The following is a 17,975-nucleotide window of genomic DNA, read 5'->3' on the forward strand; positions in this document are numbered from 1 at the left end:
CGTGCCACGGAGCACGGTCCAACCACACGACGCAGGAAACCAACAATGATTCGAATGCCTCTGGCCTCCGCCAGTCTGCTGGCCATCGCCATCGCCCTCGCCGGTTGCGGCGAAGGCAAGGACGACAAGGCCGCCGCACCGCAAGCCCAGGCACCTGCCGCTGCCACCACCACCGCGGCACCAGGGGCTGTCGATGAAGCCGCCGCCAAGGCCGTGGTCAAGCACTACGCCGAGATGGTCCATGCCGTGTACAGCGACTCGCTGAGCACCGCCAAGCAGTTGCAGACCGCCGTCGACGCCTTCCTCGCCAAGCCAGACGACCAGACCCTGAAGGCCGCCCGTGAAGCCTGGGTCGCCTCGCGCGTGCCGTACCTGCAAAGCGAAGTGTTCCGCTTCGGCAACACCATCATCGACGACTGGGAAGGCCAGGTGAACGCCTGGCCCCTGGACGAAGGCCTGATCGACTACGTCGACAAGAGCTACGAGCACGCCCTGGGCAACCCGGCGGCCAACGCCAACATCATCGCCAACACCGAGATCCAGGTGGGCGAAGACAAGATCGACGTCAAGGACATCACCCCCGAGAAGCTGGCCAGCCTGAACGAGCTGGGCGGTTCCGAAGCCAACGTCGCCACCGGCTACCACGCCATCGAATTCCTGCTCTGGGGCCAGGACCTCAACGGCACCGGCCCAGGCGCGGGCAACCGCCCGGCCTCCGACTACCTCGAAGGCAAAGGTGCCACCGGCGGGCACAACGACCGTCGTCGTGCCTACCTGAAGGCGGCTACCGACCTGCTGGTCAAGGACCTCGAAGAGATGGTCGGCAACTGGGCGCCGAACGTCGCCGACAACTACCGCGCCAGCCTGGAAAAAGAGCCGGCCAACGATGGCCTGCGCAAGATGCTGTTCGGCATGGGCAGCCTGTCGCTGGGCGAACTGGCGGGCGAGCGCATGAAGGTCTCGCTGGAGGCCAACTCGCCGGAAGACGAACACGACTGCTTCAGCGACAACACCCACTACTCGCACTTCTACGACGCCAAGGGCATCCGCAACGTCTACCTGGGCGAGTACACCCGTGTCGACGGCAGCAAGCTGAGCGGCCCGAGCCTGTCGTCGCTGGTGGCCAAGGCCGACCCAGCCACCGACGCCACCCTCAAGGCCGACCTGGAAGCCACCGAAGCGAAGATCCAGGTGATCGTCGACCACGCCCTCAAAGGCGAGCACTACGACCAACTGATCGCCGCCGACAACGCCGCCGGCAACCAGATCGTGCGTGACGCCATCGCCTCCCTGGTCAAGCAGACCGGCGCGATCGAGCAGGCCGCGGGCAAGCTGGGCATCGACAACCTGAACCCGGACACCGCCGATCACGAATTCTGATCAGCGTTGCGGTTCAGCAGAGGCGGCCTTCGGGCCGCCTTTTTCATTTCCATGCCATGCGCCTCCGGGAGCGGAATGGGTGAGCGCGGACATTTCCAGGTAAAGCCAATTTCATCTGGCAATTGCAAATTGCTCTTATTCAATCACCCCCGGCCTGATAAGCTTGCACGCCGGTTTTTCGCCCATGCCCAGGATCCTCGATGTCCTTGCTCCGCCTAAGCCCCCTGCTGCTGGCCTTCGCCCTCGCCGCCTGTGACGACGCCCCGCGTTTCACCCAGGCCGAGCCCGGCGAGGCGCTCTCCGGCGGCAAGGCGACGGTGCAACGCAGCGATCGCAACGCCTATTCGCTGCCCTCGGCCAACCTCACGCCCGAGCGACGCCTGGACTTCGCCGTCGGCAACAGCTTCTTCCGCAACCCCTGGGTGATCGCTCCCTCCACCACCACGGCCCGCGATGGCCTCGGCCCGTTGTTCAACACCAACGCCTGCCAGAACTGCCACGTGCGCGATGGTCGCGGCCATCCACCAGAGCCAGACGACAGCAACGCGGTGTCGATGCTGGTACGCCTGTCGATCCCCGACCAGCCGTACTACGCGCGAGTGATCGAACGCCTGGGCGTGGTCCCGGAGCCGGTCTACGGCACCCAACTGCAGGACATGGCCATCCCCGGCGTGGCCCCGGAAGGCAAGGTCCGCGTGACCTACGACAACCACAGCGTCGCCTTCGCGGACGGCCACCAGGTCGAGCTGCGCCGCCCGACCCTGCAAATCAGCCAGCTCGGCTACGGCCCGCTGCACCCGGACACCCGCTTCTCCGCCCGGGTCGCCCCGCCGATGATCGGCCTGGGCCTGCTCGAGGCCATCCCCGAAGCCGACCTGTTGGCCAACGAGGACCCGGACGACCACAACCGCGACGGCATCCGTGGCCGCGCCAACCGAGTGTGGGACGATGCCCAGGGCAAGACCGTGGTCGGCCGCTTCGGCTGGAAGGCAGGACAGCCCAACGTCAACCAGCAGAACGTGCACGCCTTCGCCGGCGACATGGGCCTGACCACCACCCTGTTGCCCAAGGACGACTGCACCGCAGCGCAGGTCGATTGCCTGGCCGCGCCCAACGGCGATGGCCAGGGCGGCGAAAAGGAGGTCAGCGACAATATCCTGCGCCTGGTCACCTTCTACACCCGCAACCTTGCCGTGCCGGCCCGGCGCAACGTCGATGCGCCGCAGGTACTGGCCGGCAAGAACCTGTTCTTCCAGGCCGGTTGCCAAGGCTGCCACACCCCGCAATTCACCACCGCCGCCAATGCGGCCGAGCCGGAACTGGCCAACCAGGTGATCCGCCCCTACAGCGACCTGTTGCTGCACGACATGGGCCCGGGGCTGAGTGACGAGCGCACCGAATTTGCCGCCAACGGCCAGGACTGGCGCACCCCACCGCTGTGGGGCATCGGCCTGAGCGAAACCGTCAGCGGCCACAGCCAGTTCCTGCATGACGGCCGCGCCCGCAACCTGCTCGAGGCCGTGCTCTGGCACGGCGGCGAAGCCCAGGCGGCGCGCGACCATGTACTGACCTTCAATGCCGAGCAGCGCGCCGCGCTGCTGGCGTTCCTGAATTCACTTTAAACGCACAAGGAGCCGGGCATGTTCCGACCCAAACTGTTGTTCACCAGCCTCGCCGCACTCGCCCTGGGCGCCTGCTCGCCGCAGGACCCACAGGCAGTGACCTCCGCGGCCATCGCCAAGCAGGTGATCCTGCCGACGTACAGCCGCTGGGTCGAGGCCGACCGGCAACTGGCCGCCAGTGCCCTGGCCTACTGTGAGGGCAAGCAGGACCTCGAGACCGCCCGCGCCGACTTCCTCAGCGCGCAAAAAGCCTGGGCCGAATTGCAGCCATTGCTGGTCGGCCCGCTGGCCGAAGGCAACCGTGCCTGGCAGGTGCAGTTCTGGCCAGACAAGAAGAACCTGGTCGGCCGCCAGGTCGAGCAACTGGTCAACGGCGAGCAGGCGGTCACCGTCGAATCGCTGGGCAAGGCCAGCGTCGTGGTCCGTGGCCTGTCCGCCTACGAATACATCCTGTTCGACAGCAAGCCGGACATCGCCAGCGCCGAACAGAAAGCCCGCTACTGCCCGCTGCTGGTCGCCATCGGCGAACACCAGAAGGCCTTGGCCGAAGAGATCCTCAAGGGCTGGAACAGCACCGACGGCATGCTGTCGCAGATGACCAAGTTCCCCAACCAGCGCTACGCCGACTCCCACGAGGCGATCGCCGACGTACTGCGTGCCCAGGTCACCGCCCTGGACAGCCTGAAGAAAAAGCTCGGCGCGCCGATGGGCCGGCAGAGCAAGGGCATTGCCCAACCGCTGCAGGCCGAGGCCTGGCGCAGCCACTCCTCGATCAAGAGCCTGGAAGCCTCGCTCAAGGCCGCCCAGACCGTCTGGGTCGGGGTCGACAACCAAGGCCTGCGCGGACTGCTGGGCAAGGACCAGGCGGCACTGGCACAGAAGATCGACGACGCCTATGCTGCTGCGCTCAAGCTGCTGGCCGACAACCAGAAGACCCTCGGCGAACTGCTGGCCGACGACGCCGGCAAGCAGACCCTCAACCAGATCTACGATGCCCTCAACGTCGTCCACCGCCTGCACGAAGGTGAGCTGGCCAAGGCGCTGAACATCCAGCTGGGCTTCAACGCCAACGACGGTGACTGATCATGCTGCGACGCCAGGCCCTGAAACTCGGTAGCGTATTGCTCAGCGCCCTGACCTTGGGTGGTTGGAGCCTGTTCCGCGGCAAAGGCAGCGAACCCTTGCTGCTTTCGGCCCGCGACGACGGCGACGGCAAGCACTACGCCGTCGGCTTCCGCCTGGACGGCACCCAAGTGTTCAGCACCCAGGTGGCCCAGCGTTGCCATGCGATCATCAACCACCCGACGCTGCCTATCGCGCTGTTCGTCGCGCGCCGGCCCGGCACCGAGAGCTATCTGGTCGACCTGCGCGACGGGCGCCTGCTGCAAACCCTCGCCTCGCAACCCAACCGCCACTTCTACGGCCACGCGGTGATCCACAAGGACGGCGAGTGGCTGTATGCGACCGAGAACGACACCAGCGACCCGGGCCGTGGCGTATTGGGCGTCTACCGCTTCGAGGGCGAGCGCCTGGTGCATAGCGGCGAGATCCCCACCCACGGCATCGGGCCCCACGAAGTGGCCTGGCTGCCCGATGGCGAGACCCTGGTGGTGGCCAACGGCGGCATCCGCACCGAGGCCGAGAGCCGGGTGGAGATGAACCTCGACGCCATGCAGCCGAGCCTGGTGCTGATGCAACGTGACGGCACGCTGCTGAGCAAGGAGACCCTGGCCCAGCAGATGAACAGCGTGCGTCACCTGGCAGTTGGCGAAGATGGCACCATCGCCGCCTGCCAGCAGTTCATGGGTGGCTCGGAAGAAACCGCCGAACTGCTGGCGATCAAGCGCCCGGGCGAGCCGTTCCAGGCCTTCCCGGTGCCGGAGCGCCAGCTGCAATCGATGGCCCAGTACACCGCCAGCGTCGCCATCCACAGCGACCTGCGCCTGGTGGCGCTGACCGCGCCGCGGGCCAACCGCCTGTTCATCTGGGACCTGGACAGCGGCGCAGTCAAACTTGATGCGCCGATGCCCGATTGCGCCGGGGTCGGAGCGGTGAAGGATGGTTTCGTCGTCACCTCCGGGCAGGGCCGCTGCCGCTTCTATGATTGCCACAAGGCGCAGTTGATCGGGCAGCCCATGGACCTGCCGTCCGGGTTCTGGGACAACCACCTGCATCTGGTCTGATCGTTCTATTGCCTGCACCGGCCCCATCGCCGGCAAGCCGGCTCCCACACCAGCAACACCCTCCTGTGGGAGCCGGCTTGCCGGCGATGGGGCCACAACAGGCAATCTATCTCCTCCCCTTTTCCAGAAAACCGACAATACTTGCCCCATCGCACGTGGGCCGGATCGCCCGTGGTCGTGCCCGACGAACAACAAAATCCACCTCCAGGGAACCGGACCATGTTGCGCCGCCGCATGCTGATCATGTTGGCCGTCGTCCTGCTGATCGTGTTGATCCTGGGGGGCATCAAGGCCTTTTCCATCTACCGGCAAGTGCAGATGTTCTCGCAGCCCAGGCCCCCGGTCAGCGTGGCCGCGGCCCAGGCCGAGCTACGCCAGTGGCAGGAGCGCCTGCCGGCGGTCGGTAGCCTCAAGGCCTACCAGGGCGTTGAGTTGAGCCTGGAAGTGGCCGGCACGGTGAAGTCACTGCATTTCGAGTCCGGGCAGCAGGTCAAGGCCGGCCAGTTGCTGCTGCAACTGGACAGCGACCAGGAAACCGCCCTGCTCGGCACCGCCCAGGCCGACCTGGGACTGGCCAAGGTCGACTTCGGCCGTGGCAGCCAACTGGTCGGCGACTCGGCGATCTCCCGTGGCGAGTACGACCGCCTGACCAGCCAGTACCGGCGCAACCAGGCCGTGGTCGACCAGCTCAAGGCGTCACTGGCGAAAAAGAGCATCAGCGCCCCGTTCAGCGGCACCATCGGCATCCGCCAGGTGGACGTCGGCGCCTACCTGCCCAGCGGTACGGTGATCGCCACCCTGCAGGATCTGTCCAGCCTCTACGTCGATTTCAATGTGCCCGAGCAGGCGCTGCCACGCCTGAGCCTCGGCCAGCGGGTGCTGGCCCAGGTGGCCGCCTACCCTGACCAGACCTTCCCCGCCAGCCTCAGCGCGATCAACCCCAAGGTCGAGGAAAGCACGCGTAACCTGCTGGTCCGCGCCACCCTGGCCAACCCCGAGGGCAAACTGCTGCCGGGCATGTTCGCTAGCCTGCAACTGCTGCTGCCCGACCCGCAACCGCAGGTCGTGGTGCCGGAAAACGCCATCACCTACACCCTCTACGGCAACTCGGTGTATCGCGTCAGCCCGAAAAAGGGCGAGGACGGCCAGCCGCTGCGCGATGCCGACGATCAGCCGCAACTGATCGCCGAACAACTCACCGTGCAGACCGGCGAACGCCGCGAGGGTTGGGTCGTGGTGCTCAAGGGCCTGCAGGCCGGCGATCAGGTCGTCACCGCCGGCCAGCTCAAGCTGAGCCCGGGCGCGGCGATCCGCATCAGCGCCGATTCGGCCCTGAAACCCGCCGCGCCTGGCGCGCAGTGAACCGGAGGCGGCCATGGCGTTCACCGACCCGTTCATCCGCCGCCCGGTGCTGGCCTGCGTGGTCAGCCTGTTGATCCTGCTGCTGGGCCTGCAGGCCTGGAGCAAGCTGCAGATCCGCCAGTACCCGCAGATGGAAAACGCCCTGATCACAGTGACCACCGCCTACCCCGGGGCCAACGCCGAGACCATCCAGGGCTACATCACCCAGCCGCTGCAGCAGAGCCTGGCCAGCGCCGACGGCATCGACTACATGACCTCGGTGAGCCGGCAGAACTTCTCGATCATTTCGGTCTACGCGCGGATCGGCGCCGATACCGACCGCCTGTTCACCCAGTTGCTGGCCAAGGCCAACGAGGTGCGCAACAAGCTGCCCCAGGACTCCGAGGATCCGGTACTGAGCAAGGAGGCCGCCGACGCCTCGGCACTGATGTACATCAGCTTCTACAGCAAGGAAATGAGCAACCCACAGATCACCGACTACCTGTCACGGGTCATCCAGCCCAAGCTTGCCACGTTGCCAGGCATGGCCGAGGCCGAGATCCTCGGCAACCAGGTGTTCGCCATGCGTATCTGGATCGACCCGGTGAAGCTGGCCGGCTTTGGCCTGTCGGCGGTGGACGTGACCAACGCCGTGCGCCGCTACAACTTCCTCTCCGCGGCCGGCGAAGTGAAGGGCGAGTACGTGGTCACCAGCATCAACGCCACCACCGAACTCAAGTCTGCCGAGGCCTTCGCCGCCCTGCCGGTGAAGACCAGCGGTGACAGCCGGGTGCTGCTGGGTGACGTGGCCCGAGTGGAAATGGGCGCGGAAAACTACGACACGGTCAGTTCGTTCGACGGCACGCCCTCGGTGTACATCGGCATCAAGGCCACGCCGGCGGCCAACCCGCTGGAGGTGATCAAGGAAGTGCGGCGGATCATGCCGCAGCTCGAAGAAGAACTGCCCTCCAGTCTGAAGGTGTCCATTGCCTACGACGCCACCCTGTTCATCCAGGCCTCCATCGACGAAGTGATCAAGACCCTTGGCGAAGCGGTGCTGATCGTCATCGTCGTGGTGTTCCTGTTCCTCGGTGCCTTGCGTTCGGTGGTGATCCCGGTGGTGACCATCCCACTGTCGATGATCGGCGTGCTGTTTTTCATGCAGATGATGGGCTATTCGCTGAATCTGCTGACCCTGCTGGCGATGGTACTGGCCATCGGCCTGGTGGTGGATGACGCCATCGTCGTGGTGGAAAACATCCACCGCCATATCGAGGAAGGCAAGACGCCCTTCGAAGCGGCCCTTGAGGGTGCCCGCGAGATCGCGCTGCCGGTCGTGTCGATGACCATCACCTTGGCTGCTGTGTACGCCCCCATTGGTTTTCTTACCGGGCTGACCGGCGCCCTGTTCAAGGAGTTCGCCCTGACTCTGGCCGGTGCCGTGGTCATCTCCGGCGTCGTCGCCCTCACCCTCTCCCCCATGATGTGCGCCGTGCTGCTGCGCCACGAACAAAACCCCAGCGGCCTGGCCCACCGCCTGGACCTGATCTTCGAATCGCTCAAGGTGCGCTACCAGCGCCTGCTGCACGGCACGCTGAACAGCCGCCCGGTGGTGCTGGTGTTCGCCGTGCTCATCCTGTGCCTGATCCCGGTGCTGCTGATGTTCACCCGCAACGAGCTGGCGCCGGAGGAGGACCAGGGGGTTATCTTCATGATGAGCAGTTCGCCGCAAACCGCGAACCTGGACTACCTCAACGCCTATACCGACCAGTTCACGCCGATCTTCAAGGGCTTCCCCGAGTACTACTCGTCATTCCAGATCAATGGTTTCAACGGCGTGCAGAGCGGTATCGGCGGCTTCCTGCTCAAACCCTGGAACGAACGCGAGCGTACGCAGATGCAACTGCTGCCCCTGGTGCAGGCCGAACTCGAACAGATTGGCGGCCTGCAGATCTTCGGCTTCAACCTGCCATCGCTGCCCGGCACTGGCGAGGGCCTGCCGTTCCAGCTGGTGATCAACACCGCCGGTGACTACCCCGCGCTGCTGGAGGTGGCGCAACGGGTCAAGGAGCGCGCCCAGGCCTCGGGCAAATTCGCCTTCCTCGACATCGACCTGGCCTTCGACAAACCCGAGGTGGTGATCGACATCGACCGCGCCAAGGCGGCGCAGATGGGCGTGTCGATGGACACCCTGGGCAGCACCCTGGCGACCTTGCTGGGCGAGGCCGAGATCAACCGCTTCACGCTGGAGGGCCGCAGCTACAAGGTCATCGCCCAGGTCGAACGGCCCTACCGCGCCAACCCCGGCTGGCTGAACAGCTACTACGTGAAGAACGAGCAAGGCCAGCTGTTGCCATTATCGACCTTGATCACCTTGAGTGACCGGGCCCGACCGCGACAGCTCAACCAGTTCCAGCAGCTGAACTCGGCGATCATCCAGGGCGTTCCGCTGGTGAGCATGGGTGAAGCACTGGAAACCGTGCGCGCCATTGCCCGCGAAGAGGCACCGGAAGGTTTTTCGCTGGACTATGCCGGGACAGCACGGCAGTTCGTCCAGGAGGGCAGCGCGTTGTGGGTGACCTTCGGCCTGGCGCTGGCGATCATCTTCCTGGTGCTGGCGGCGCAGTTCGAGAGTTTCCGCGATCCGCTGGTGATTCTGGTGACCGTGCCATTGTCCATCTGCGGGGCGCTCTTGCCGCTGTTCCTTGGGGTCTCGAGCATGAACATCTATACCCAGGTGGGGTTGGTGACCCTGATCGGGCTGATCACCAAGCATGGGATTCTCATTGTCGAGTTTGCCAATCAGTTACGGGACGAGCGGGGGCTTGGGGTACGTGAGGCGATCGAAGAAGCCGCCGCGATTCGCCTGCGGCCGGTGCTGATGACCACGGCGGCCATGGTGTTTGGCATGGTGCCCTTGATTTTGGCAACTGGGGCCGGGGCAGTCAGCCGGTTTGATATCGGGATGGTGATTGCTACCGGGATGTCGGTGGGGACTTTGTTTACGTTGTTTGTTTTGCCGTGCATTTACAGTGTTTTGGCGCATAAAGGGGGCGGGGTATTACTTCACAAACCAACACCAACTACCCACCCCACTATGAAACCCAAATAAACAAACGCCAGGGATTCATGAATTAACCCCTGGCGCCCAACACAAAAACCAATTCAACCAACCGGTCGCAGACCCTGACTCATCCCGAACAGAAACAGTAAAAGATCATGATCCGGCTGAGCCTGCGCCTGGTCAGCCTTCACCACACGAGGCAACGGGCACTGCCCGCCCTCCCCGGCCTTGCTGAACACCATGGGCCGCGGCTGCTCCCAGGCTGCCGCCGCAGCGGTTGTCACCGCCAACGCCGCAACCAGGAACAAAGCTCGAGCGATTTCTAGTTTCATTGCTCTAAACCTTTGACAGCGCTGCCAAACGCCATTTGGTAAAAATAGAGCAAGGTCTGCCATTCCGCCTCGCTGAACGACGAGTGGCGCCGCAACTGCCGCAGGTCGTTATAGGCCGCCCGCTGGCAACTGATCCGCCGCCGGCATTTCTCCAGGTCCAGCAACGCCACTTCCACCCGCGCCTGCTCACCCTCACCAAGCACCTTGACGAACACATGCTTGCCGTACAGGCAACCATGCTGCCAATGCCCCAAGTGCATGCGCGCCAGGTTGTCGGCCAGATCCTTGAGCATGCGCTCGTGTACCGCCTGCGGATAATGCTCGCGAGCCCCCGAGGCATGCCAGGCATCGAGATCGACAAAACCATCGAGGGCTTCACTGACCAGCAACGCACGCCACTGGTGATCGGCGTCACGCTCGGCACCGGCATAGACGATACGCGGCACCCGCACCCCCAACTGCTCGAAACTGTGCAAGGCATCGAGCTCGCGCAACACTGTGGGGCGCCCGAACGGATGCAAAAGGCTGCGGTAGATATGCCCGACCTGGCGCTTGGCATACAGCATGTGGCCATGGTCGTCGCTCAGCCGCTGCACACCGCTCTCGCCACCACGGCGCTGGTTGGGTTCCTCGACCCATTCGCCTTGCTGCTGCCAGTAATAATCGAACTGCCTGGAATGATGCTGGGCTACCGCCATTACTTTTACCCCTTGCGCAATACGTACACTCGCCACATGGCATAGAACGGCAGGAAGTCGAGACGTTCCTGAATCCTGAAACCCGCTGAGGAAAACTCTTCTTCAACTGTAGCCGCCGGTAACACAAATCGGTTCTGGTAGCTGTCCGGCGAGGCCCGGAGGCTGCGCCGCGCTTCGAGCTTGCGCCGACGCCATGCTTTGAAATTACCGTCCACCCACAGCGACAGAATCACACTGTCACGACTAACCCTTTGAAATTCCGAAAGAATTGTCTTGCGATGAGCGGGGTCGCCGATGTGATGGAACAGGCGCATGCAAAATATGCTGTCCACCGCGTTGTCCGGCAGGTCAATAGCAAAGGCGGAAGTCTGCAAGGGCCGTACCCGTGCGACGATTTCTGGCGGTTGTGCCGCACAGGCTGTCTCGATCATCGCGGCGGAATTGTCTGCACCAATGATGACGCGGTTGGCCTTTTCCGCCAGCAGGGGCCAGAAACGCCCGGCGCCACAGGGCAGGTCGAGGACCAGCCCCGGCTCCCCGGCCAACGCCAGGGCGCGCCGGGCCAGCTGTTCGTCGCGCTGGTGGGAAAGACGTCGAGCCAGGCCATCCTGGTGCTTGAGGAAGTACTGACGGGCATGATCCCGATCGTACTTTTCCGAAAATTCGAGTTTGATGGGGCTACGCATGGGCATCTCCTGACTCCAGTGCGCCCACCTTAGGCAGTTGGGCGTTGGCGTCAGGTCATGCCGATGTGAAAAATCTGTAGGTTAAATCCGCAGGTGTTACCGGAAGTTAATCCGGATCCAACATCCCGTCACGATCCTGGGCCATTGGAGATCCCTGGCTCAGGTCGACCTGGAAGCGGCAGCCATGGGGCAGCGTTGCCGTCAGCGTCACGCGCCAGCCCTGGTCGTCACAGATGCGCTGGACCAGCGACAGGCCCAACCCCAACCCCTCGCCCCGACGCTCGTCACCGCGTACGAAGGGCCGGAACATCGCTTCGCGCTGCTCCTCCGGGATGCCCACACCACTGTCTTCCACGCTGAAGCCGTTGGCCTCCAGGCTGAGACGGATGTAACCGCTGTCGGTGTAGTGGGCGGCATTGCGCAGCAGGTTACCCATTACCGATTGCAGGAAGGTGGCGTTGTACAGCACCGGGCTGGCGCTGACCCGGCCATCGTAGTAAAGCGCCAATCCTTTCTGTTCGATGGTATCGCGCCAAACCCCGATCAAGTCATCGCCCACCTCACGCAGGGTCGCCCGCGACGCGACCGCACCTTCATCGCGTTGGGCCCGGGCCAGCATCAGGAAAGTCTTCACCAACTCGCGCATCTCCTCGGTGGCCCGGGCGATACGTTCGACCTGACTACGAGCACGGCTCTCGAGATTGGGGTTCTCCATCAGCAGCTCGCACGAGGTGGCCAAGACCATCAGCGGGGTACGCAGTTCATGACTGACATCGCTGGTGAACAACCGCTCACGGGTCAAGGCATCACGCAGGCGCCCGAGGGTATCGTCGAAAGCGACGGCCAACTGACCGACCTCATCCGCCGCATAATCCGGCGCCAAGGGCGGCGCCAGCCCCAGCAACTGGTCACGGTGGCGGACCTGGCGCGCCAGGCGGATCACTGGCGCCATCACCCGCCGCGCCAGCAGCCAGCCGAGGATCACCGCAAGGGCGAGGCTGAGCACGAAGCCAACCACGACGACGGCGAACAGCACCCGTTCGCGCTCCTCGAAGTCGCTTTGGTCCTGCAACAGCACATAATGGCGGCCATCGACGATCTCGACCATGGCGTGGTAAGAAAGCTGGTCGCGAAACACCTCGTGGAAGCCAGCCTCCAGATGGCGTAGATCCTTGGGCAATTCGAAATCGTCACGCCCGCCACTGAAGTAGAACAACTGGTCGGGGCGTGGCCGGTGGCTCCAATCGCTGACGCTGTCCATGCGTAGCAGACGCTGCAGGTCGCCGCCGAGCACCGACGAGATCAACCTCTCCTCCACCAGATGCACGGTGGCGACGATGCCGAAGGCAAAGGCCCCGGCCACCAATGCGCTCATCAGCGCAAAGGCGATGATGATGCGCTGGGCGAGGCTCTGCTTAAACTCCATCGCGGCCCTCGGCGAGGCGATAGCCGACGCCATGGACGGTATGCAACAGCGGTTTGTCGAACGGTTTGTCGATCACCTGGCGCAGCTGGTGGACGTGGCTGCGCAGGCTATCGCTGTCGGGACAGTCGTCGCCCCACAAGGCTTCTTCCAGTACCTCGCGGCGCAACACATGAGGGCTCTTCTGCATCAGCACGGCCAGCAGCTTCAAACCTACGGGGTTGAGCTTGAGCAGGCGGCCCTGGCGGCTGACCTCCAGCGTGTCGAGGTCATAGCTCAGATCAGCGACCTGCAATGCACGCCGGCCACCACCCTGGGCGCGGCGCAGTACCGCTTCGATACGCGCGGCCAGCTCCGACAGCGCGAACGGCTTGAGCAAGTAGTCGTCGGCCCCCGAGCGGAAACCTTGCAGACGGTCGTCCAACTGATCGCGGGCGGTGAGCATGATCACCGGCGTGTCGCGGCGAGCATCCTCGCGCAGGCGCTTGCACAGCGTGTAGCCATCGATGCCCGGCAGCATGATGTCGAGCACGATCAGGTCGTAGTGTTCGGTCGCGGCCAGGTGCAGGCCGGACAGGCCATCCTGGGCACAGTCGACGGTGTAGCCCTTCATGCCGAGGTAGTCGGCCAGGTTGGCCAGAATATCGCGGTTGTCTTCAACCAAAAGAATGCGCATCGAGATCTCCTGTGCGGCGCTTCGCCGGGCGCGGCAGGCGCAGCTTACGGCCATTTGCCCGCATGGTGCCATGCCCTGAGCCGAATTCACCGGACTTGACAGTTTTTTCACCGATCATTCACGGACACAGGATAGCGGCCCCACGACAATGCCCCGTCTCTTACACCTTCTGGAGTCACCATGCAGGCTAGCGTCCCTCCTCGCCCGATCAATTTGTGGCTGTACCTGGGCATCCCATTCATCACTGTCGTGACCCTGGTCCTGCTGGAATGGACCTCACTGGACATGGACCTGGCCAACCTGCTCTACGACCCGGTCGCCGGCGGGTTCATCGGCCGCCATAGCTATGTGCTGGAAAACATCCTGCATGACCGCGTCAAGCAGGGTGTGATCCTGTTCGGTCTGCTTGCAGTGGCCGGGTTCGCCCTGAGCTTCTTCTGGAGCCGGCTGACGGGCTGGCGCCGCGAGTTGGGTTGCCTGGTACTGGCGCTAGCGCTGTCGACGGCCTTCGTCACACCACTGAAGAAGGTGACCCAGGTGCAATGCCCATGGAGTCTGACCCAGTTCGGTGGCAAGGAAGCCTACAGCAAGTTGCTCGAAGCCCGCCCGGCTACCGACAAGCCTGGCCTGTGCTGGCCCGGTGGGCATGCGGCGACCGGGTTCTGCCTGTTCGGCCTGTTCTTCATGCTGCGTGACCGCAAGCCACGCCTGGCCCGGCTCGCGCTGGCAGTGGCCTTCGTGGCCGGCTCGGTGCTGTCGATCGGGCGGATGATGCAGGGCGCGCACTTCCTCTCGCACAACGTATGGACGGCGGTGTTCTGCTGGCTGATCGGGCTGGGGTCGTACTACCTGATTCTGTATCGCCACGCGACGGCCAAACTACCTGCCGTCGAGCGCAGCGCAGCCTGACCCTTGGCAGGGGCAGGAAAACGAAGAAGCCCCGGTTCTCACGAACCGGGGCTTCTTCTTGGTACTGGGGGTAAGGCTGGCTTACATCATGCCGCCCATGCCACCCATGCCGCCCATGTCAGGCATGCCAGCAGCTGGCTTGTCTTCCGGCAGGTCGGCAACCATGGCTTCGGTGGTGATCATCAGACCGCCGATCGAAGCTGCGGCTTGCAGGGCCGAACGGGTGACCTTGGCTGGGTCCAGGATGCCCATCTCGATCATGTCGCCGTATTCGCCGGTAGCGGCGTTGTAACCGAAGTTACCCGAACCTTGCTTGACCTTGTCAGCGACAACGCTTGGCTCGTCGCCGGCGTTGGCAGTGATCTGGCGCAGCGGCGCTTCGACAGCGCGACGCAGCAGGGCGATACCGACGTTCTGGTCTTCGTTGTCGCCTTTGAGGTCAACGATGGCAGCCAGGGCGCGCACCAGGGCAACACCACCGCCAGGCACCACGCCTTCTTCAACGGCTGCACGGGTGGCGTGCAGGGCGTCTTCGACGCGGGCTTTCTTCTCTTTCATCTCGACTTCGGTGCCTGCACCGACCTTGATCACGGCAACACCGCCAGCCAGCTTGGCCAGACGCTCTTGCAGCTTCTCACGGTCGTAGTCCGAAGTGGTGTCGGCAACCTGGGCGCGGATCTGGGTGACGCGAGCCTGGATGTCGGACTCTTCGCCAGCACCGTCGATGATGGTGGTGTTTTCCTTGGACAGGATGACGCGCTTGGCGTTACCCAGGTGCTCCAGGGTGGCGGTTTCCAGGGACAGGCCGATCTCTTCGGAGATCACGGTACCGCCGGTCAGGACAGCGATGTCCTGCAGCATGGCCTTGCGGCGATCGCCGAAGCCTGGCGCCTTGACCGCGGCGACCTTGACGATGCCGCGCATGTTGTTGACCACCAGGGTAGCCAGAGCTTCGCCTTCGACGTCCTCGGCAACGATCAGCAGTGGGCGGCCGGCCTTGGCAACGGCTTCCAGAACTGGCAGCAGCTCACGGATGTTGGAGATCTTCTTGTCGACCAGCAGCAGCAGCGCGCCTTCCAGCTCGGCAACCATGGTGTCCGGCTTGTTGACGAAGTACGGCGACAGGTAGCCGCGGTCGAACTGCATGCCTTCGACGACGGACAGTTCGTTTTCCAGGCCCGAGCCTTCTTCAACGGTGATCACGCCTTCCTTGCCGACTTTTTCCATGGCTTCGGCGATGATTTCACCGATGGAGTTGTCGGAGTTGGCGGAGATGGTGCCTACCTGGGCGATGGCCTTGGAGTCGGCGCATGGCTTGGACAGGTTCTTCAGCTCGGCGACGACGGCGGCGGTGGCCTTGTCGATGCCGCGCTTGAGGTCCATCGGGTTCATGCCGGCAGCGACGGCCTTCAGGCCTTCGTTGACGATGGCCTGAGCCAGAACGGTAGCGGTGGTGGTGCCGTCACCGGCAGCGTCGTTGGCCTTGGAAGCGACTTCCTTGACCAGCTGGGCGCCCATGTTTTCGAAGGCGTCTTTCAGCTCGATCTCTTTGGCGACGGAAACGCCGTCCTTGGTGATGGTCGGCGCGCCGAAGCTCTTGGCCAGGACCACGTTGCGGCCTTTCGGGCCGAGGGTCGCTTTTACCGCGTCAGCCAGAACGTTGACACCAACCAGCATTTTCTTACGGGCGGAATCGCCGAATTTTACGTCTTTAGCAGCCATGATCGTTTAATCCTTGGAATTCTTTGGAGTAACGGGAAGTCGGGGAAATCAGCCTTCGATAACGGCCAGGATTTCGTTCTCGGCCATGACCAGCAGGTCTTCGCCATCGACTTTCACGGTGTTGCTGCCCGAGTAAGGGCCGAAAACCACTTTGTCACCCACTTTCACGGCCAGCGCACGTACTTCGCCGTTGTCCAGGATACGACCGGTACCGACGGCAACGACTTCACCGCGGTTTGGTTTTTCAGCGGCCGAACCCGGCAGGACGATACCGCCAGCGGTTTTCGATTCTTCTTCGCTGCGACGGATAACGACGCGGTCATGCAGAGGACGAAGCTTCATTGTCGATCTCTCCCAAATTGTGGTTTTCATCGGCCGGTGTCAGCACCGGCGGGTTGATTCGATCCGGCGTTGCCGGGGGTGGCCCGCACCGGGCGAACCACCTGTGTCATGTCTGGTGTCGCCACCAGAAACCTTGCGGTGACCACATACATGAGGCCGACAAAATCGATTACAAGGCTTGCAAGGAAATTTTTTCACCCCCATCGCAACAGCGGGCTTGCCTCGCGACAGCTTCAGCCATCGCGGGACAAGCCCGCTCCAACAACCCACCCTCGGTATTACTTGTCGCGGCGCTCGTACTCGCCCTCGATCACGTTCGGACGCTGGCCGCCATCGCGGGGCTGGGCCTGGAACGGATCGTCCTGGAACGCCCGTTGGCGCATGGCCTGCTCTTCGGCGCGGCGGCGCAACTTGCCGGCCACCAGGCGGCGGGTAAAGGGCAGCAGGCACAGCAGGCCCAGCACATCGCTGATGAAGCCCGGCAACAGCAGCAGGCCACCACCGACAGCGAGCATCAAGCCCTGGAACATGTCTTCGGCTGGCAGCTCGCCGCGCTGCAGGCTCTCCCGGGCACGCAGGGCGGTGGCCAGGCCGGCCACGCGCATCACCAGCACACCCAGGGCGGAACCGGCGATGATCAGCAGCAGCGCCGGAAAGAAACCGATGGCCGCGCTGACCTTGACGAAGACGAACAGCTCCAGCACGGGGAAAAGCAGTAACAGCAGTAGAAAAGCACGCATCAAGTGTTCCTCGACGGAAGAGAATCTTCCTGTAAGACCATCAGATGGATGCCTCGACGTCGGTTTTCAACCCTCGGCACTTTCCACGACCGGCCACTGGTCAGCGCGAGCCAGTAATACCAAGGCTTCGCGGACTTGTGTCGGCGTATTGCAAGTGCTCGGGAAGGCCAACCAATGCACCCCCTGGCCAATACGTAGGTGCATGCCTTCGCTGTCGATACCGACCAGCTCGGCCGGCGTGCTGCGCGGCAGCCCGGTCAACTCGACGTAGTGGGCAATAGCGTTGGCATGGTCACTGTTCATATGCTCGATCATGCTGGTCTCGGCCTTGCCGGCGAAGGGATTGGCCAGCGTGACCTGATCGAGCCAGTGGATCGCGCCGAAGCCGCCGATGTAACGGTGACGTACCGGTTCGAGTACCCAGAAGTCGAAATCGTGGGCCTTGTGGTAGTTGGCCGACTCGGGGAAGTAACGGTAGTAGCGGCCCGCGGCGGCTTCAATAGTTGCTTCGTCCGTGAGCTTGCGCGCCTCGGCCATTACCGTCAGCCGCCCCACCGCCTGGACATCTTCGGCCTCGCGCTCGCCAACCAGCATCGAGCACTTGGGATCCTTCTGCAGGTTATGGGTGTGCTGGGCGATGCGGCTGATGAGGATCAGCGGATGGCCGTCGGCGTCGAGGCAGTACGGCACCACCGAACCGAAGGGGAAACCGGGCATCGATTTGGAATGGGTGGAGAGGACGCCGCGGTACTCCTTGAGCAGCAGTTCCCGGGCGGGGCGAAGGGCGTTGGTACTCACTGTAGGGCTCCTGGCGGCGGACTGGATGGGTGACAAGATAAGCATTATCACCCACCGCT

The 17,975-nt window shown here is 63.7% G+C and carries 16 protein-coding genes; 7 read left to right on the forward strand and 9 right to left on the reverse strand.

Translation table 11 applies throughout. The features are described 5' to 3' along the window. Positions 1-45: 45 nt before the first annotated feature. The 6 genes from KSS90_RS20955 to KSS90_RS20980 all read left to right on the forward strand — a co-directional run bounded on the left by KSS90_RS20955 (position 46) and on the right by KSS90_RS20980 (position 9,638). Entirely contained in the window at positions 46-1,380 is a 1,335-nt protein-coding gene (locus KSS90_RS20955; protein ID WP_217867113.1) for an imelysin family protein, read from the forward strand. Positions 1,381-1,580: 200 nt separating this feature from the next. Then, positions 1,581-3,002, forward strand: a complete 1,422-nt coding sequence (locus KSS90_RS20960) for a di-heme oxidoreductase family protein (RefSeq protein ID WP_217867114.1) — start codon at positions 1,581-1,583, stop codon at positions 3,000-3,002. An 18-nt stretch (positions 3,003-3,020) separates the two neighbouring features. Continuing rightward, entirely contained in the window at positions 3,021-4,085 is a 1,065-nt protein-coding gene (locus KSS90_RS20965) for an imelysin family protein (RefSeq protein ID WP_046856958.1), read from the forward strand. A 2-nt stretch (positions 4,086-4,087) separates the two neighbouring features. Next, a complete protein-coding gene (locus tag KSS90_RS20970) occupies positions 4,088-5,185 on the forward strand; it encodes a DUF1513 domain-containing protein (RefSeq protein ID WP_217867115.1) in 1,098 nt (365 codons plus the stop codon). Between the two features lie 219 nt (positions 5,186-5,404). Next, on the forward strand, positions 5,405-6,547 hold the full coding sequence (locus KSS90_RS20975; RefSeq protein ID WP_217867116.1) for an efflux RND transporter periplasmic adaptor subunit: 1,143 nt from the start codon (positions 5,405-5,407) through the stop codon (positions 6,545-6,547). A gap of 13 nt (positions 6,548-6,560) precedes the next feature. After that, entirely contained in the window at positions 6,561-9,638 is a 3,078-nt protein-coding gene (locus KSS90_RS20980; protein ID WP_217867117.1) for a multidrug efflux RND transporter permease subunit, read from the forward strand. A 53-nt stretch (positions 9,639-9,691) separates the two neighbouring features. Here KSS90_RS20980 and KSS90_RS20985 read toward each other — a convergent pair whose 3' ends face one another. The 5 genes from KSS90_RS20985 to colR all read right to left on the reverse strand — a co-directional run bounded on the left by KSS90_RS20985 (position 9,692) and on the right by colR (position 13,405). Continuing rightward, entirely contained in the window at positions 9,692-9,922 is a 231-nt protein-coding gene (locus KSS90_RS20985) for a hypothetical protein (RefSeq protein ID WP_023629764.1), read from the reverse strand. Then, positions 9,919-10,620 carry a lipopolysaccharide kinase InaA family protein gene (locus KSS90_RS20990; RefSeq protein ID WP_217867118.1) on the reverse strand — a complete coding sequence of 234 codons (702 nt, stop codon included), beginning with the start codon at positions 10,618-10,620 and terminating at the stop codon, positions 9,919-9,921. The genes KSS90_RS20985 and KSS90_RS20990 overlap by 4 nt, the downstream gene beginning before the upstream one ends. 5 nt (positions 10,621-10,625) lie before the next feature. Beyond that, the gene (locus KSS90_RS20995; protein ID WP_217867119.1) at positions 10,626-11,306 is read right to left on the reverse strand and encodes a class I SAM-dependent methyltransferase; all 681 of its coding nucleotides are present in this window, start codon (positions 11,304-11,306) and stop codon (positions 10,626-10,628) included. Positions 11,307-11,412: 106 nt separating this feature from the next. Next, the gene (locus KSS90_RS21000) at positions 11,413-12,732 is read right to left on the reverse strand and encodes a sensor histidine kinase (protein WP_217867120.1); all 1,320 of its coding nucleotides are present in this window, start codon (positions 12,730-12,732) and stop codon (positions 11,413-11,415) included. Beyond that, a complete protein-coding gene (colR, locus tag KSS90_RS21005) occupies positions 12,722-13,405 on the reverse strand; it encodes a two-component system response regulator ColR (RefSeq protein ID WP_217867121.1) in 684 nt (227 codons plus the stop codon). Before colR ends, KSS90_RS21000 begins: the two co-directional genes overlap by 11 nt. A gap of 180 nt (positions 13,406-13,585) precedes the next feature. Here colR and KSS90_RS21010 point away from each other — a divergent pair, with 180 nt between their 5' ends. Beyond that, positions 13,586-14,314, forward strand: a complete 729-nt coding sequence (locus KSS90_RS21010) for a phosphatase PAP2 family protein (RefSeq protein ID WP_217867122.1) — start codon at positions 13,586-13,588, stop codon at positions 14,312-14,314. A gap of 81 nt (positions 14,315-14,395) precedes the next feature. On the opposite strand, the gene groL is transcribed toward KSS90_RS21010, so the two are convergent. From groL to KSS90_RS21030, 4 genes are all read right to left on the reverse strand, one after another. Then, positions 14,396-16,036 carry a chaperonin GroEL gene (gene groL, locus KSS90_RS21015; protein ID WP_046856989.1) on the reverse strand — a complete coding sequence of 547 codons (1,641 nt, stop codon included), beginning with the start codon at positions 16,034-16,036 and terminating at the stop codon, positions 14,396-14,398. A 48-nt stretch (positions 16,037-16,084) separates the two neighbouring features. Continuing rightward, positions 16,085-16,378 (reverse strand): co-chaperone GroES, encoded by a 294-nt coding sequence (locus KSS90_RS21020; protein WP_003260750.1) that lies wholly within the window; start codon positions 16,376-16,378, stop codon positions 16,085-16,087. A gap of 278 nt (positions 16,379-16,656) precedes the next feature. Continuing rightward, positions 16,657-17,118 (reverse strand): FxsA family protein, encoded by a 462-nt coding sequence (locus tag KSS90_RS21025; RefSeq protein ID WP_217867123.1) that lies wholly within the window; start codon positions 17,116-17,118, stop codon positions 16,657-16,659. Between the two features lie 66 nt (positions 17,119-17,184). Beyond that, positions 17,185-17,916 (reverse strand): HugZ family pyridoxamine 5'-phosphate oxidase, encoded by a 732-nt coding sequence (locus KSS90_RS21030; protein WP_217867124.1) that lies wholly within the window; start codon positions 17,914-17,916, stop codon positions 17,185-17,187. Positions 17,917-17,975: the final 59 nt, after the last annotated feature.

The organism is Pseudomonas maumuensis (assembly GCF_019139675.1).
Lineage (GTDB): Bacteria > Pseudomonadota > Gammaproteobacteria > Pseudomonadales > Pseudomonadaceae > Aquipseudomonas > Aquipseudomonas maumuensis.